General features: G+C 51.8%; 13 protein-coding genes. All 13 read left to right on the top strand.

What is annotated here, in order from left to right; genetic code table 11:
- Position 1 precedes the first annotated feature (1 nt).
- The 13 genes from E4L36_RS07395 to secA all read left to right on the top strand — a co-directional run bounded on the left by E4L36_RS07395 (position 2) and on the right by secA (position 17,213).
- Positions 2-1,489 carry a UDP-N-acetylmuramoyl-L-alanyl-D-glutamate--2,6-diaminopimelate ligase gene (locus E4L36_RS07395; RefSeq protein WP_136680101.1) on the top strand — a complete coding sequence of 496 codons (1,488 nt, stop codon included), beginning with the start codon at positions 2-4 and terminating at the stop codon, positions 1,487-1,489.
- On the top strand, positions 1,486-2,853 hold the full coding sequence (gene murF, locus E4L36_RS07390; protein WP_136680100.1) for a UDP-N-acetylmuramoyl-tripeptide--D-alanyl-D-alanine ligase: 1,368 nt from the start codon (positions 1,486-1,488) through the stop codon (positions 2,851-2,853). Before E4L36_RS07395 ends, murF begins: the two co-directional genes overlap by 4 nt.
- 5 nt (positions 2,854-2,858) lie before the next feature.
- A complete protein-coding gene (gene mraY / locus E4L36_RS07385) occupies positions 2,859-3,941 on the top strand; it encodes a phospho-N-acetylmuramoyl-pentapeptide-transferase (protein WP_136680099.1) in 1,083 nt (360 codons plus the stop codon).
- Positions 3,942-3,949: 8 nt separating this feature from the next.
- Positions 3,950-5,296, top strand: coding sequence for a UDP-N-acetylmuramoyl-L-alanine--D-glutamate ligase (murD, locus tag E4L36_RS07380; protein ID WP_136680098.1), 1,347 nt, complete (start codon positions 3,950-3,952; stop codon positions 5,294-5,296).
- Complete coding sequence (ftsW, locus tag E4L36_RS07375) at positions 5,293-6,483, top strand: putative lipid II flippase FtsW (RefSeq protein ID WP_136680097.1); 1,191 nt, start codon at positions 5,293-5,295, stop codon at positions 6,481-6,483. The genes murD and ftsW overlap by 4 nt, the downstream gene beginning before the upstream one ends.
- 3 nt (positions 6,484-6,486) lie before the next feature.
- On the top strand, positions 6,487-7,563 hold the full coding sequence (gene murG, locus E4L36_RS07370) for an undecaprenyldiphospho-muramoylpentapeptide beta-N-acetylglucosaminyltransferase (RefSeq protein ID WP_136680096.1): 1,077 nt from the start codon (positions 6,487-6,489) through the stop codon (positions 7,561-7,563).
- A complete protein-coding gene (murC, locus tag E4L36_RS07365; RefSeq protein WP_136680095.1) occupies positions 7,560-9,005 on the top strand; it encodes a UDP-N-acetylmuramate--L-alanine ligase in 1,446 nt (481 codons plus the stop codon). Before murG ends, murC begins: the two co-directional genes overlap by 4 nt.
- On the top strand, positions 9,002-9,952 hold the full coding sequence (locus tag E4L36_RS07360; protein WP_136680094.1) for a D-alanine--D-alanine ligase: 951 nt from the start codon (positions 9,002-9,004) through the stop codon (positions 9,950-9,952). Before murC ends, E4L36_RS07360 begins: the two co-directional genes overlap by 4 nt.
- A complete protein-coding gene (locus tag E4L36_RS07355) occupies positions 9,949-10,764 on the top strand; it encodes a cell division protein FtsQ/DivIB (protein WP_136680093.1) in 816 nt (271 codons plus the stop codon). Before E4L36_RS07360 ends, E4L36_RS07355 begins: the two co-directional genes overlap by 4 nt.
- Positions 10,764-12,062 carry a cell division protein FtsA gene (gene ftsA / locus E4L36_RS07350; RefSeq protein ID WP_136680092.1) on the top strand — a complete coding sequence of 433 codons (1,299 nt, stop codon included), beginning with the start codon at positions 10,764-10,766 and terminating at the stop codon, positions 12,060-12,062. Before E4L36_RS07355 ends, ftsA begins: the two co-directional genes overlap by 1 nt.
- Before the next feature lie 76 nt (positions 12,063-12,138).
- Positions 12,139-13,311 carry a cell division protein FtsZ gene (gene ftsZ / locus E4L36_RS07345; RefSeq protein WP_136680091.1) on the top strand — a complete coding sequence of 391 codons (1,173 nt, stop codon included), beginning with the start codon at positions 12,139-12,141 and terminating at the stop codon, positions 13,309-13,311.
- Positions 13,312-13,390: 79 nt separating this feature from the next.
- Positions 13,391-14,302 (top strand): UDP-3-O-acyl-N-acetylglucosamine deacetylase, encoded by a 912-nt coding sequence (lpxC, locus tag E4L36_RS07340; RefSeq protein WP_127692247.1) that lies wholly within the window; start codon positions 13,391-13,393, stop codon positions 14,300-14,302.
- 175 nt (positions 14,303-14,477) lie between these two features.
- The gene (gene secA, locus E4L36_RS07335) at positions 14,478-17,213 is read left to right on the top strand and encodes a preprotein translocase subunit SecA (protein ID WP_136680090.1); all 2,736 of its coding nucleotides are present in this window, start codon (positions 14,478-14,480) and stop codon (positions 17,211-17,213) included.
- Positions 17,214-17,221: the final 8 nt, after the last annotated feature.

Here is a 17,221-nt window from a genome sequence, read left to right as displayed (position 1 = left end):
TTTGAATTTTATCCCCAAGACGTTAACTCAACTCGGTATCGTCGAGATTGGAGTAGCGTATGCCGATCTTGAAGTGACGGGTATCGCCATTGATAGCCGCAAGGTCAGTGCGGGTGCGCTTTTTGTGGCACGAGATGGCGTTAATCATCGTGGTATTGACTACCTCGTTGCGGCGCAAGAAAAGGGCGCGGTGGCAGCAGTCATTGATAGTGATAACGCAAATTTGCCGCTGCCAGAAACCCTGACGATACCGGTCTTCACTGTTGATGAGTTAGCCAAAGCTACCGGCGCTTGGGTGAGCGATATGCTAGGTGCTCCAAGCGAACAGTTACGCGTTTTGGCGATCACTGGGACCAACGGCAAAACGTCGTGTGCGCATTTTGCTGCGCAGGTGTTATCAAACTTGGGAGTTAAAACCGCTGTGCTGGGAACCGTCGGAAACGGTTTTCTTGGCCAGCTTGAGGTCGCATCACACACCACGCCTGATGTTATCAGTTTGCATCAGTGTTTAGCGCAGTATCTAGAGCAAGGTGCAGAAGCGGTGGTGATGGAAGCCAGTTCACATGCACTTGATCAATTTCGGGTAGCTGGGGTGCAGTTTGATGCCGTGGGCTTCACCAATCTCAGCCGGGACCACTTAGACTATCACGGCACCATGGCAGAATACGGCGCCGCAAAAGCGCGCTTGTTTTTGGATTACGATGCGCCGGTTAAAGTGATTAACACGGACGATGAGTACGGGTTGACGCTACTCGGTGACTTAAGTGCCCGTGGGCTGGTGGTTAAGAGTGTAGGCGAGCATTCAGGTGCGGACTACCGCGTTGAAAACGTTCATCTTGATGCGGATGGCGTATCGTTCTCTCTCCAGTTTGGCGATCAAAATGTCGCGATTACCTCCGCGGTGATTGGGCGCTTTAATGTCGCTAACCTGAGCTTAGTTACCACGATGCTGCTTGGCATGGGTTATACCGCAGAGCAAGTGGCAGCAGCGGCTACAACAGTGAACGCGGTACCTGGGCGCATGGAGCTGCTATCTGTACCTGCAAAGCCTACGGTGTTGGTTGATTATGCTCACACCCCTGATGCTCTAGAGAAAGCGCTTCAAGCAAGTCGTTTTCACTGCAGTGCTAACGTGTGGGTCGTGTTTGGCTGTGGCGGCGACCGAGATACCGGTAAGCGTGCGGATATGGCAAAAGTCGCCGAAGCGTTAGCAGATCGTATTGTTGTTACCAGTGACAATCCGCGTTCTGAGGTGCCTCAAGATATTATCGATATGATTCTCGCAGGCTTTAGCGATCTGGCGTCAGTTCAGTATAACGTTGATCGAGCGGCTGCCATTGGGATGGCGATTGAGCAAGCGGGTGCCGACGACTTTATTCTGATTGCCGGTAAAGGGCACGAAGACTATCAAGAAATACAGGGTGTTAAGCACCATTTTAGTGATCAGGAAGTCGCTCTGGCACTTCTCAAAGGAGGGTCAGCCATATGATGCGATCGCTTTCGTTAAGTGAACTAGTCGCACCGCTCTCTGCTCGGCTAGAGGGCGAAAATATTAGCGTAAACGCGGTTAGCACGGACACCCGATCTTTGCCGCAAGGAGCATTGTTCGTGGCGCTGCGTGGTGAGCGTTTCGATGCGCATGACTTTGCTGATCAAGCTGTTGCTAACGGGGCCGTTGCGCTCGTTGTGGAGCGCTTGCTACCACTGGATGTGCCGCAACTCGTAGTAGACGATGCACGTATCGCATTAGGCGCGCTGGGCGCTTATAATCGTCAGCTTTTTTCCGGTCGGTTGTATGCAATCACTGGTAGTAGCGGAAAAACGACAGTTAAAGAGATGTTGGCGGCCGTCATGCGTGAATCAGGTGAAACGCTCGCAACACGTGGGAACCTGAATAACGAGATCGGTGTGCCGCTGACGCTGCTCGAACTGCAACCTAAAGATGAATTTGCCGTTATTGAGATGGGCGCGAGTGGCCCTAACGAGATCGCTTATAGCGTCGGTTTAGCGAAGCCTCATCTCGCGCTGGTTAACAATGCCATGGGAGCTCATTTAGAGGGTTTTGGTAGTTTGCAAGGCGTGGTGACGGCGAAAGGCGAAATCTACGATGGGCTCGCGGATGATGGGATTGGTGTGGTCAATATTGATGACCCTCATTACGCAGACTGGCTTACTCGCTTGGGGCAAAAGAGAGTGGTTACCTTCTCGCAGCAGGATACGGAAGCAACCTATCATGCGCGTGATGTGCAGTTGTCAGCGAATGGTTGTTACCGCTTTGTATTCTGTGCGCCACAGGGTGAAGCTTCAGTTGAGTTACAGATTATGGGGCGGCACAACGTATCAAACGCGTTAGCCGCCGCGGCACTGGCGCTGGCTGATGGGCGCAGCCTAACCTCGGTTGCGCGAGGTCTAGCTGCATTTCAGCCGGTTTCGGGGCGGATGCGTTTAGAAACAGGGGTTAACCGCTGCCGCTTGGTGGACGACTCCTATAACGCTAATCCAGGTTCAGTCAAAGCGGCAATTAGCATGTTGACAGAGTTGCCGGGCGAGCGTGTCTTAGTGCTCGGAGATATGGGCGAACTCGGTGCTGATGCGGCGCAACTTCATGCGCAAGTTGGTGCATACGCTGCGCAGCAAGGTATTGAGCATCTTTTTACTGTCGGTGAATTATCAGTGCACGCCAAGATGGCTTACGAAGAACAGAGACCTTCAGGTGCTAAGCACTTTGCAGGCAAAGAACAGTTGGTAGAGGAATTAAGTCAGTTGGCTCATTCAGATATGACAGTGTTAGTAAAGGGGTCGCGTAGTGCAGCGATGGAGCAGGTCGTTGTGAACATGCGAGCGGAGGTGTAGCCCCGATGCTATTAATTTTATCGGAGTTTTTTTCCCAGTATTTCTCTGCTGTTACCGTTTTCCAGTACCTTACGTTGCGCGGCATCTTGGGCGTACTAACGGCGCTTGGATTATCGCTGTTTGCCGGCCCTATATTGATCAACTATCTGAAAACGAAACAGATAGGCCAGTCAGTCCGTGATGACGGCCCGCAATCTCACTTGAGCAAATCGGGTACGCCTACCATGGGTGGTGCGTTGATCTTGCTCTCTATCGCAATTAGCACGCTGTTGTGGGCAGACCTTAGCAATAAGTACGTTTGGGTTGTCTTGATTGTGACCACTATCTTTGGTGCCGTTGGCTGGGTTGATGACTGGCGTAAAGTTGTTGAGAAAAACTCTCGCGGATTGCCAGCGAAGTGGAAGTACTTTTGGCAGTCTGTGGGCGGTTTCGGTGCTGCAACGGTGCTGTATGTGACGGCGCAAAGCCCTGCCGAAACACAACTTATTGTGCCGATCTTTAAGGATGTCATGATTGAACTTGGCATCTTTTACATTGTGTTCACCTATTTCGTTATCGTGGGGACATCGAACGCGGTCAACTTGACCGATGGTCTTGATGGTCTGGCGATCATGCCCACCGTGATGGTGGCAGGTGCTTTAGCAGTTTTTGCGTACCTTTCTGGGCGTGTGGATTTTGCCAACTATCTGCATATTCCCTATATCGCCGGATCTGGCGAGCTGATTGTTTTCTGCGGCGCTATTGTCGGCGCAGGTTTAGGCTTTCTATGGTTTAACACCTATCCCGCTCAGGTCTTTATGGGCGATGTGGGTGCGCTAGCATTGGGCGCAGCGTTGGGTACTGTGGCCGTGATTGTGCGTCAGGAACTGGTACTCGTCATTATGGGGGGTGTCTTCGTCATGGAGACAGTATCGGTCATTTTACAGGTGGCATCGTACAAACTCACGGGGCGAAGAATCTTTCGTATGGCACCAATTCATCATCACTTCGAGTTAAAAGGCTGGCCGGAACCACGCGTTATCGTGCGCTTCTGGATTATTACAGTGGTCTTGGTGTTGATTGGTTTAGCTACGCTGAAAGTACGTTAGGAGATCATATGGGTCTGATCGCATCGGATACGCGCTATGTGGTGATTGGTCTGGGGATAACCGGGCTGTCCTGCGCGCGCTATCTTCAAAAGCGTGGTGCAGCATTCGCTTTGGCGGATACGCGCGAAGCACCACCTAACCTTGAGGCGTTGCGTGCAGATTACCCCAATGTTGCTCTGCACCTTGGACCGCTAACAGATCAGACATTTGCGGGCGCCACTCATATCCTGCTAAGCCCCGGCGTTTGCCAAATGGACCCTGCAATACAGCGCGCTGTTGCCCGTGGCGTGAAGTTGAGCGGAGATATCGATCTATTCTGTCAGCAGGTGGACGCACCGATTGTCGCAATCACCGGATCCAATGCAAAAAGCACTGTCACGACCTTAGTGGGGGAGATGGCAAAAGCGGCGGGCCTAAACGTGGCTGTTGGTGGAAACTTAGGTACGCCGGTTTTAGATATGCTAGATGGCTCGCCTATCGACCTGTGCGTGTTGGAACTTTCCAGCTTTCAATTGGAAACAACCAACGATCTGCGGGCGAAGGTGGCGACGGTTTTGAATGTGAGCCCAGATCATCTTGATCGTTATTCCGGTATGCAAGCTTATCACCAAGCTAAGCATCGAGTGTTTCGTGGCTGTGAAAACGCGGTTGAAAACCGCGATGACATACTTACCCATCCGCTGTTGCCTATGGGAGTTCCCTTGTGGGGGTATCGTCTAGGAACGCCGGAGCCGCAGGTGTTTGGTCTAATAGAAGATGATGGCGAGTGGTTAGCTTTGGGTACAGACAAGCTGATGCGGGTCGCTGAGATCCGTATGCCGGGGCGTCACAATGTGTCTAACGCGCTATCGGCATTGGCGCTAGGTAAATTAGCGGGGTTGCCACTAGAGCCTATGCTAGCAACCTTGCGTGTCTTCCCGGGTTTAGAGCATCGCTGCCAATGGGTTGCAGAAAAAGAGGGTGTGACCTATTACAACGACTCTAAGGGAACCAATGTCGGCGCCACCGTTGCAGCGCTAGCGGGCTTGGGTCCAGAGTTACCGGCGGGCAACAACATTATTTTGATCGCTGGTGGCGATGGCAAAGGTGCTGAGTTTGATGAGTTGCTCGCGCCGATTCAGCGCTATGTCGGCCACACCCTGTTACTTGGCAAAGATGCAACGCGCATCGAGGCGGCCCTTAGCGGTCAGCCCGTGAGCCATGTTGCGTCTTTGGAAGCTGCCGTAGCGCAAGCGTGCCAGTTGGCTGAGCCCGGTGATGTTGTCTTGCTCTCGCCTGCTTGTTCTAGCCTCGATATGTTTACGAGCTATGGCGCACGCGGTGACGCCTTTGTCGCGGCGGTAGCGGCATTATGAACGCGACGCGCGGTCTGAAAAGCTGGTATGCGCTGCCAGAGCGCAGTGTAGTCCCGTTTGACCCTTGGTTATTGGGGGCAGCGATCGCGCTCGTGTTAACAGGTTTCATTATGATCACATCGGCGTCGATGGATGTTGCGGCGGCGAAGTTCGGCGGCGCTTTCTTCTTTTCGTTACGCCACGGCATCTACATTGTGCTCGCCATCATATTGGCAGCGATTGTGGTGCGTTTGCCAATTAGCTTTTGGGAAAAGTATGGGCCTTGGCTGCTTTTGCTAGGCGCTATTCTACTCGTGATTGTGCTTATTCCCGGTATCGGACGCGCGGTTAACGGTAGCCAGCGTTGGATCAGTTTAGGGCCGATCAACTTGCAAGCCTCTGAGGTTGCGAAGTTCTGCATGGTGATCTATGTATCAGGTTACCTTGTTAGGCGCTTATCAGAGGTACGTAGTAGCTGGAAAGGGTTTGTAAAACCTGTGCTGCCGCTCGCATTTTTTGTTTTCCTGCTATTGCTGGAGCCTGATTACGGTGCGGCAGTGGTTCTGATGGCCACGGTGATGGGAATGATCTTCCTAGGTGGTATGCGCTTGTTCCAGTTTCTAACAGTGTTGATCGGCGCGGTTGGCTTAGTGGCGGTCATGGCTATTGCGCAGCCTTATCGTTTGGCGCGTTTAAAATCATTCCAAGATCCTTGGGCAGATCCTTTCGGTGCAGGGTATCAGCTATCTCAAGCGCAAATCGCTTTTGGTCGTGGTGAGTGGTTTGGTACCGGGCTTGGCAATAGCGTTCAAAAGCTATTCTACTTACCGGAAGCTCACACTGATTTCGTGTACTCAGTATTGGCCGAAGAGCTTGGGTTGCTAGGTGCTCTTTTTGTTGTGGTGTTGTACGCCATATTGATAGCGCGCATCTTTTTAGTCGGACGCCAAGCTGAGAAACAGAGCGAGTTTTTTAAAGGTTATGTCGCCTATGGCTTTGGGCTCATTATTGCTGGCCAAGCGCTGATCAATATTGGTGTTAATGTGGGTGCATTACCCACCAAAGGACTTACTGCACCGCTACTCAGCTATGGCGGCAGTAGCTTGTTAGTGTGCAGCGCGATGATCGCCATTGTGTTGCGTATTGATTATGAACTTAAAAGGTCGCGTTTTTCGGTAAATGCGTCGGCCTCAGGTAAGGAGCCATAGCGAATGGGGCAACGTACAGCACTCATCATGGCAGGCGGAACAGGTGGGCATGTGTTCCCAGCACTGGCAACGGCTCGTGAGTTGGAGAAGCAAGGAATCGAGATCCATTGGATTGGCACTGAGCGAGGTATCGAAGCGCGTATTGTGCCTGATGCCGGTATTAAGCTGCATACGATCGATGTTCAGGGCTTGCGCGGAAAAGGTAAGCTGAGCTTGCTGCTCGCACCTTTTAAACTAGTCAAGGCGGTTTATCAGGCTTGGAAGGTTGTACGTCACGTGAAGCCGAGTGTTGTATTGGGCATGGGCGGTTTTGCGTCAGGGCCGGGTGCTGTGGCCGCTAAGCTGAGCGGCGTTCCTTTGGTTATTCATGAGCAGAATGCCGTTGCAGGTTTGACTAACCGAGTATCAGCGCGAATCGCACATCAAGTGCTTGAAGCCTTTAGTGGTGCCTTCCCAGCCGGTCATAGCCGCGTTGGAATCGGCAACCCTGTCCGTGAAGATATTCTTTCGTTACCACCTGTGCGTGAGCGCTACGCAGAGCGTTCTGGCGCACTGCGCTTGTTGGTTGTAGGTGGCAGTTTAGGTGCGCGAGCGCTGAACACCTTGATCCCTGATGCGATCGCCGAATTACCCGAGACACAGCGCCCTGTGGTGCGTCATCAGACGGGTCGCCACGACTTAGAGAGCACGCAAAGCGCCTACCAACAGCGAGGTGTTACCGCAGAGGTTACCGCGTTCATTGATGATATGGCACAAGCCTACGGGTGGGCTGATCTTGTTATCTGCCGGGCAGGCGCATTAACCGTCAGTGAGTTAGCGGCTGCTGGTGTTCCAGCGTTGCTGGTGCCTTATCCCCACGCCGTGGATGACCACCAAACAGCAAACGCGCGCTATTTGGTTGAAGTGGGTGGTGCATGGCTAAAACAGCAAGCACAGCTCAACACAGAAGATATAAAACAACTACTAACAGCAGAAGCAGACCGGGAAACACTGCAAACGATGGGAGAAAAAGCCCAGAGTGTTGCACGCACAGATGCCGCGATTGCCGTGGCTGCGGTTTGTCTGGAGAGTATGAAATGACAAAGACAGCAAAAGGGCCCACCGTATACGAAGTGCCAGAGATGCGCCGTATTAAAGTGATCCACTTTGTTGGCATCGGCGGTGTCGGCATGTGCGGTATCGCGGAAGTACTGTGCAACCAAGGCTATGCGATTACCGGCTCAGATATAAAAGCATCAGCAACCACTGAACGTCTTCAAAAGATGGGAGCCAAAGTCTTTATTGGGCATCATGAAGATAATGTGAGCGGTGCTGATGTTGTGGTGATCTCCAGTGCTGTTGATGATCAAAACCCTGAAGTGAGTGCTGCGCGCAGTGCACGTACTCCGGTGGTGCGTCGTGCGGAGATGCTGGCAGAACTGATGCGTTATCGCCATGGCGTTGCTGTTGCGGGAACACACGGAAAAACCACCACAACGAGCTTGCTTGCGTCAGTGTTTGCCGAGGGTGATCGAGACCCAACATTTGTGATTGGTGGCCGTTTAAATAGTGCGGGTACGAATGCGCGTATGGGGGCCAGCCGCTACCTCATCGCCGAGGCGGATGAGAGTGATGCATCGTTTTTGCATCTGCAACCCATGGTTGCCATTGTCACAAACATTGATGCCGACCACATGGATACCTACGGTGGCGACTTCAACAAACTGAAGCAAACCTTCATCGATTTCTTGCACAACCTACCGTTCTACGGGCTCGCCGTGTTGTGTACAGATGATGAGGTTGTGCGTGAGATTCTGCCAGCGGTCAGCCGGCCTGTGGTGACGTACGGACTCAACGAAGGGGCCGACTATCGTGCTGAAAATATTCGCCAGCAGGGTATGCATACGCACTTCACAGCTATACGTCCGGATGGCCACAAGCCGCTTGATATCGTGGTTAACATGCCGGGTGAACACAATGTGCTCAACGCGCTGGCTACCATCGCTGTTGCGACGGACGAAGGCATTGCAGATGACGCGATTTGTGCTGGCTTGCGAGAGTTCCAAGGAGTAGGTCGTCGCTTCCAAGTCTTACCGTCGATAACCGTTCCTGGCGGAGAAGTGATGCTGGTGGATGATTATGGCCACCACCCGCGTGAAGTTGAAGCAACGATCAAAGCGGTTAAGGCAGGGTGGCCAGAGAAGCGCTTAGTGATGATTAATCAGCCGCATCGCTACACCCGTACTCGTGATCTTTACGAGGACTTCGTGCAAGTTCTCTCCGGCGTGGACACATTATTATTAATGGAAGTTTATGCTGCTGGCGAGGAACCAATCGCGGGTGCCGATAGTCGCAGTCTGTGCCGCAGTATTCGACAGCGTGGATCCGTTGATCCTGTCTATGTAAAAGATGCCGAAGAGGTTACAGCGCTTTTGCATAATATGTTGCAGCCGGGTGACCTGTTATTAACCCAAGGAGCTGGAAATATCACCGCACTTGCCCACCGCCTGTCAGGCCTTGATCTCACGGAGGCGGCAGAATGAGTTATCAAGCATCTCAAGAGCAGTTGGCGCGCTTTGGGCGGGTAGCCGTTGTATATGGCGGTAACTCAGCTGAGCGCCCGGTGTCGTTAAAAAGTGGTACAGCTGTGCTGGCGGCACTGCAGCGAGCAGGTGTTGATGCATTCGGCATCGACCTGTGTGGTGATGCGGATGATTTGGATCCAGTACGCCAGCTATGTGATGCAGACTACGAATGTGCTTTCCTCGCACTGCATGGTCGTGGCGGTGAAGATGGCACGATTCAAGGTTTGCTAGAAACGCTTAAGCGTCCCTATACGGGTAGTGGTGTATCGGCTTCAGCCTTAGGCATGGATAAGCTGCGTAGTAAGCAGCTATTTGTCGGTACTGGTCTGCCAACACCACCCTTTTGTGTGTTGAAAACAGCAGCTGATTTGGCGCCGTGTGCTGATCAACTTGGTTTTCCGTTGATGGTGAAGCCTGCTCACGAGGGCTCCAGTATCGGTATGCACAAGGTGAATAGCCTCGCTGAGTTAACTTCTGCATGGCAAGATGCTGCCCAGTACGATACCAGCGTTATTGCTGAAAAGTGGGTAACAGGGGTGGAGTTCACCGTTGCAGTATTAAACGGCCAAACGCTTCCGGCGATTCGCTTGGAAACACCGCATGACTTTTACGATTACAACGCCAAGTATGAAGCCAATGATACGGGCTACTACTTCGATAATGCGCTGTCAGATGCACAAAATAGTGAGCTTGCAGATATTGCGCTCAATGCGTTTGATGCCATTGGCTGTCGTGGTTGGGGGCGTGTTGATCTGATGCAAGATCAAGCGGGTGAGTTTTATCTGCTTGAGGTGAACACCTTGCCTGGCATGACAGATCACAGCTTAGTGCCGATGGCGGCAGAGCGCGCTGGGATGAGCTTTGAAGAGCTGGTGGTTACCATTTTGGATGGTGTCTGTGCATGAGTGCCAGTCTGCAGAAGCTTAATGTTTATGATCAGGATGCGATCCCGTCGGCGCACGTATCCCAAGATCAAGCGACTGCAGATGGCGATTGGTATTGGCGCCCGCTAACCGTACTGGTGGGGTTCTGGCTTTTTGCAGGGGTAGTAGGAATCTGTTTCGATGCGGGGCGCAGTTATTTGGACCAGCCCATTCGCGAGGTTCGTGTTATTGGGGATGCGCAGTATTTAGATCGCCAAATGCTCGCTAGCAACGTTGCGGGTGTGATCTCTGCGCCTCTGCTTGAGCAGGACATTGCCGCCCTCCAAGATCGTGCTCAAGAGCATCCTTGGGTGCGCCAAGCACAGGTTCGTCGGGTTTGGCCGCCAGCAATAGAGGTGGTAATTGAAGAGCAGCGCCCAGTGGCGCGCTGGGGTAGTAAAGGGTTGCTGAACCATCAGGGTGATATTTTCTGGCCCGATAACCCGCAACAGTACAGCGAATTGCCGCAGCTAGATGGGCCGGCTACAGAGACGCAGTTGTTGATGGCTCAGTACCACGATTTAAGCCGGCTGTTTCAGGATGCGGGCTTGAGAATGGTCGCTTTGTCGTTAGAAAAGCGCGGTGCGTGGCAGGTAAAGTTAGATAATGGTATCCGCGTAATTGTTGGTCGAGAGGACACGAAAGAGCGGCTACGGCGTTTTATCTATCTCTACAAGGCCGAGCTTGTAGCGGTGGCTGATAGGATTGAACAGATTGATATTCGCTACACGAATGGTGCAGCGGTGAGTTGGTTGCCAGAGCCTACAGAGGCGCTGGCCGAGGAAGCAAAATAATGGAAAATGAACACAACATGATAGTCGCGTTAGACATTGGCACCTCCAAAGTGGTGTGCCTAGTGGCTGATGTGCGTCCAGATGGCCAGCTCGAGGTGGTGGGTATCGGTTCGCACCCCTCCCGTGGTTTAAAACGCGGCGTTGTGATCAACATCGAATCCACCGTTAGCTCTATTCAGCGTGCGGTGGAAGAAGCTGAATTGATGGCCGGTTGCAAGATCCACTCCGTTACCGTGGGGATTGCGGGCAGCCACATTAGCAGTTTGAACTCCCACGGCATTGTGGCCGTGCGCGAGCGTGAAGTGACGGAACATGACCTAGAGCGCGTGATCGATGCTGCCAGTGCGGTCGCGATCCCTGCCGATCAGAAAATTTTGCACATCCTGCCGCAGGAATACTTGATCGACAACCAAGAGGGCATCAAAGAGCCGCTGGGTATGTCAGGGGTACGCCTAGAAGCGAAAGTCCACTTAGTCACAGGCGCCACCAACGCGATTCAAAATATCGAGAAGTGTGTACGCCGTTGTGGTTTAGAAGTGGATGGGGTTGTGCTTGAACAGCTGGCCAGCAGCTACGCCGTACTCACTGAAGATGAAAAAGATCTCGGTGTCTGTATGGTTGATATTGGCGGCGGCACCACGGATATCGCGGTCTTTACCGCCGGTTCCATTCGTCACACCGGGGTGATACCGATTGCTGGCGACCAAGTCACCAGTGATATTGCCATGGCACTGCGTACTCCCACGCAACATGCAGAACAACTCAAAATTAAGTATGCCTGCGCCCTTGCGCAGCTCGCCAGCGCTGACGAGACCATCAAGGTCCCAAGCGTGGGCGACCGACCACCGCGCGATCTGTCACGCCAATCCTTGGCCGAGGTGGTGGAACCGCGCTACGACGAACTCTTTACCCTCGTGCAAGCGGAACTACGCCGCAGTGGGTTTGAAGATCTGGTGGCTGCAGGCATCGTACTAACCGGCGGCACCGCGAAGATGGAAGGGGTTGTTGAACTGGCGGAGGAGATCTTCCATATGCCGGTTCGACTCGCGATGCCGCACGGTGTTCGCGGGATGGATGACATCCTGCAAAACCCGATTTTCGCCACCAGTATTGGTCTGTTGCATTATGCCGCGGAGGGGGAGCAGCTCGGAGGCGCGTCGACGGCGCCACTACCGACGGCAGCATCCAGTAGCGGTCTGGTGAGCGAAGATCGCTCTAGCGAAGTGGCAGAACTACCCGTGCCCCAAGGGCCGGGCATGATCAGTCGGGTAAAAGATTGGTTTAAAGGAAATTTTTAATTACCGGTGTTTCGGACGATGCCGTATGATGCCGCCCACAACGCAGGGTGGGTGACAAAAGAGCCAGGAGAATGTCATGTTTGAGCTAATAGACAGCGTGTCACAAAATGCCGTGATTAAGGTAATTGGTGTCGGCGGTGGCGGTGGAAACGCCGTCGAACATATGGTGAACAAAGACGTAGAAGGTGTCGAGTTCATCTGTGCGAACACAGATGCTCAGGCGCTGGGTAATATGTCCGCAAAAACCTTGTTGCAATTTGGCGGCGCTACCAAGGGGCTGGGCGCAGGTGCGAATCCAGAGGTGGGTCGCCAAGCAGCCATTGAAGACCGAGACCGTATTGTCGAAACTCTACAGGGTGCTGATATGGTATTTATCACCGCAGGTATGGGCGGCGGTACCGGCACTGGTGCTGCGCCTGTCGTTGCGGAAGTCGCGCGGGAGCTTGGTATTTTGACAGTTGCCGTGGTGACTAAACCATTCCCGTTTGAAGGCCGCAAGCGTATGAAAATTGCGGTTGAAGGCATGAAAGAGCTGCAAGAGCACGTGGACTCGTTAATCGTGATTCCTAACGAAAAGCTGATGCAGGTGCTAGGCCGTAACTGCAGTCTGCTGAATGCGTTTAATACCGCGAACGATGTGTTGCGCGGCGCTGTGCAGGGTATTGCTGATCTGATCACACGCCCAGGTATGATCAACGTCGACTTTGCTGATGTGCGTACCGTAATGTCTGAAATGGGCATGGCGATGATGGGTACTGGTGTTGCTCGTGGCGAAGGCCGTGCAACAGAAGCGGCAGAAGCTGCAATCAACAGCCCGTTGCTGGAAGATGTTGACCTAAAAGGTGCAAGTGGTGTGTTGGTGAATATCACTGCTGGCCTGGATCTCAGCTTGGGTGAGTTCTCCGAGGTGGGAGCGATCGTGGAAGAGTACGCCTCAGAGGATGCGACAGTTGTTGTGGGTACTGTCATCGATCCAGACATGGTTGACGATATGAAGGTGACTGTCGTAGCAACGGGATTTGCTAAATCGGAAGCGCAAGCCGCCGCGCCTCAGCAGCCAAAGCCGACTCATCAGAAAAAAGATGGATCGCTTGATCTTGAAAAAATCGAGTTGCCCACGGTATTGCGTCGCCAAAAAGCTGAAGCATTAGTGGAACCAAATCGCAGTACGGAACCTAAGACAGAGCAGCGTAAAGAAGATGTAGAGACATTGGACATCCCAACCTATATCCGTCGCCAGGTCGACTAGGCATAGAGTGGGTGAGTTGCTGTGATATGACGAATTTATTATAATAATTGGTTAACTTGGCAAATTTTTCGGCGATGAAATGATCAAACAACGTACACTTAAAAATAGTATTCGAGCCACGGGTATTGGTTTGCATACCGGGCAGAAGGTCTACCTGACGCTGAAGCCTGCTGCAATCAATAGTGGTATCGTTTTTCGCCGTATCGATCTTGACCCTGTTGTCGAGATTCCTGCCCACGCGCTAAATGTAGTAGACACCGTTCTCTCAACAAACTTGGGTAAAGAGGGTGTGCGTGTAGGTACCGTCGAGCATCTTATGTCCGCGTTAGCTGGTTTGGGTATCGATAACGCCGTTGTTGAACTGAGCGCAGAAGAAGTCCCTATCATGGATGGCAGCGCTGCGCCGTTTGTCTTCCTGATTCAGTCTGCAGGCATTGCAGAGCAAAATGCACCGAAAGAGTTTATTCGTGTGACGCGAGAGATCTCGATCGAAGTTGATGGTAAAACAGCAACATTTAAGCCATTTGATGGATTTAAAGTTGGTTTCAAGATCGAGTTTGAACACCCTGCTTTTGAAGGCCGAAATAAAGAGACTTGCTTAGACTTTTCAAGCACCTCTTTCGTGAAAGAAGTAAGTCGTGCTCGTACCTTTGGTTTTATGAGCGACTTCGAGTATTTACGCTCACAAAACTTAGCGCTTGGCGGCAGCTTAGAGAATGCAATCGTCGTTGATGATTACCGCGTATTGAACGATGATGGCTTGCGTTATGATGATGAGTTCGTAAAGCATAAAGTTTTGGATGCAGTGGGTGATCTTTATCTTCTTGGTAAAAGCTTGATTGGCGAGTTTTACGGATTTAAGTCGGGGCATCAATTAAACAACTTGTTGTCGCGTAAGCTGCTGAGCACAGAAGGTGCATGGGAGTTAGTTACGTTTGAAGAGCAGGATCAGGTCGCTCCGATCTCTTATCAAAAGCCTGTTGCTGTATAAGTCATTGCTCAAATAAAAAATGCCGGGTCCTTCCCGGCATTTTTAATGCGGAAAATTATTTAGTTTATATCAATAGGATGGTTGAGATTTCACATCTTGACCTTATAAACAGATAAAATCTGTTTCATTAATTCGGTAGCCTTCGTTACCGAGACGTACGGAAAGAATTCAAAATATGCTGACCTCAATGTTTAAAAAGATTTTTGGTAGCAAGAATGATCGCGAGTTGAAGCGTATGGGCAAGCTCGTCAAGCTTGTGAACGCGCTGGAAGAAGAGATTGAAAAACTCAGCGATGAGGAGCTAAAAGGAAAAACTGCTGAGTTTCGCGCTCGTCTAGAAGAGGGTGTTGCTCTAGACGCTTTGCTACCTGAAGCCTTTGCTGTTGTGCGTGAAGCCTCAAAACGTACCCTAGGCTTGCGCCACTTTGATGTTCAGCTGATCGGTGGTATTACACTTCATGAAGGATGTGTAGCTGAGATGCGCACCGGTGAAGGTAAAACGCTGGTTGGAACTTTGCCTGTTTATCTAAATGCCCTCTCTGGTAAGGGTGTGCATGTTGTCACCGTCAACGACTACCTCGCGAAACGTGATGCAGAGTGGATGCGCCCACTGTATGAAGCACTTGGCATGAGCGTTGGTATCGTTCTATCGCGCCAAGATCCAGAGGTGAAACGTCAAGCTTATGCTGCAGATATTACTTACGGCACGAACAATGAGTTTGGCTTTGACTACCTGCGTGACAACATGGCCTTCAGTCTTGAAGAGAAGGTACAGCGCGACTTTAACTTTGCCGTAGTCGATGAGGTTGACTCGATTCTAATCGATGAAGCGCGTACTCCTTTGATCATCTCTGGGCCTGCGGAAGACAGCTCCGCGATGTACCAGAAGATCAACACGTTGATCCCGCACTTACAGCGCTTCGAAGGTGAGATCGACCCGAAAGATACAGAGCAGGTGATCAACGAGCACTTCGTTGTTGATGAAAAAAATCGCACTGTTGAAATGACAGAGGCCGGCCACCAAGTGGTCGAAGAGCTGCTGGCTAAAGAGGGCGTGCTGGAAGAGGGTGAAAGCCTCTATGCGCCGCAAAACCTTAATCTCCTACACCACGTGCTAGCCGCGTTACGTGCACACAACCTGTTTGTAAAAGATAAAGACTACATCGTTCAAGATGGTCAGGTGGTTATCGTTGATGAGCACACCGGCCGTATCATGCCGGGGCGTCGTTGGTCTGAAGGTTTACACCAAGCTGTTGAAGCTAAAGAGGGTGTCTCGATCCAACAAGAGAGCCAAACGCTTGCTTCGACTACATTCCAGAACTATTTCCGTTTATACAACAAGCTATCCGGTATGACCGGCACAGCCGATACGGAAGCTTTTGAGCTGCGCCAGATTTATGGTTTGGACGTTATCGTTATCCCAACCAACCGCGATGTTGCACGTAATGATCTCAACGACATTATCTTCCTCACAATGGAAGAGAAGTATGTTGCGATTGTGAAAGAGATTCGCGACTGCCAAGAGCGCGGTCAGCCTGTACTGGTGGGTACGGCCTCAGTTGAGTCATCTGAGCTGCTTTCCAACTACCTTAAAAAAGAGAAGGTAGCGCACAACGTACTGAACGCTAAAAACCACGAGCGTGAAGCAACAATTATCGCTGAAGCTGGCCGCCCTGGTGCTGTAACAATCGCCACTAACATGGCCGGTCGTGGTACTGACATCATGCTAGGCGGTAAGCTGGAACTTGAGCTGGCTGCCTTAGATAACCCAACTCCTGAGCAAGAGGCTGCGGCCCGCGTTGATTGGGAAGAGCGTCACAAGAAAGTGCTTGAGGCGGGTGGTTTGCATATCATCGGTACAGAACGTCATGAATCGCGCCGTATCGATAACCAGCTACGTGGCCGTTCGGGTCGTCAGGGCGACCCGGGCTCGTCACGTTTCTTCCTCTCCCTTGAAGATGACTTGATGCGTATCTTCGCATCCGAGCGTGTACGTACCTTTATGCAAGCACTAGGTATGGAGAAGGGCGAGGCGATTGAGCATAAAATGGTGACTAACGCCATCGAAAAAGCGCAGCGTAAAGTGGAAGGGCGTAACTTCGATATTCGTAAAGCGCTGCTTGAATATGACGATGTGGCTAACGATCAGCGTACGGTTATCTATACACAACGTAATGAACTAATGGCTGCGGATGATATCTCGGAAACAGTTGAAGCTGTGCGAGCTGAAGTGGTAGATAATGCGATTAGCAACTATATCCCTCCACAGAGTCTAGAGGAACAGTGGGATGTGCCGGGGCTAGAGCGTGCATTGGAAGCTGAATTTGGAGTTCAGCTGCCAGTTCAAGCGTGGTTGGATGAAGACAACTCGCTGCACGAAGAGAACCTGCGCGACAAGATCTTGGGCGAAGTTGTTTCTGCTTATCAGGCTAAAGAAGCAGTAGTGGGTGCGCCGAGTATGCGCCTGTTTGAGAAGCAGGTTATGTTGCAAGTGCTCGATACGCTATGGAAAGAGCACCTGCAAACGATGGATCATCTGCGTCAAGGTATCCACTTGCGTGGCTATGCGCAGAAGAACCCGAAACAAGAGTATAAGCGCGAGTCGTTTGAACTGTTCCAAAACCTATTGGAAAATATTAAGCGTGATGTCGTAAAAGTGCTTTCACACGTTCAAGTGCAGATGCCCGAAGAGGTAGAAGCGATGGAGCAGCAGCGTCGTGAGCAAGCAGAACGCCAACAAATGAACTTTGAGCACAAAGACGATTCCGGCTTCGCGCAAGAAGGTGGTGAAGAAGCAGCCCCAAGTGCTGGCGAAACCTTCACGCGCGATGGCCGAAAAGTAGGTCGTAATGAACCTTGCCCGTGTGGTTCGGGTAAGAAGTACAAGCAGTGCTGCGGTAAGTTAGATTAATTATTATC

It is taken from the genome of Neptunomonas sp. XY-337 (assembly GCF_004959845.1).
In the GTDB taxonomy this organism is placed as follows: domain Bacteria; phylum Pseudomonadota; class Gammaproteobacteria; order Pseudomonadales; family Balneatricaceae; genus Neptunomonas; species Neptunomonas marina.
Note: the sequence above shows the minus strand (reverse complement) of the source record. Positions and strands in the feature narration are given on the sequence as shown.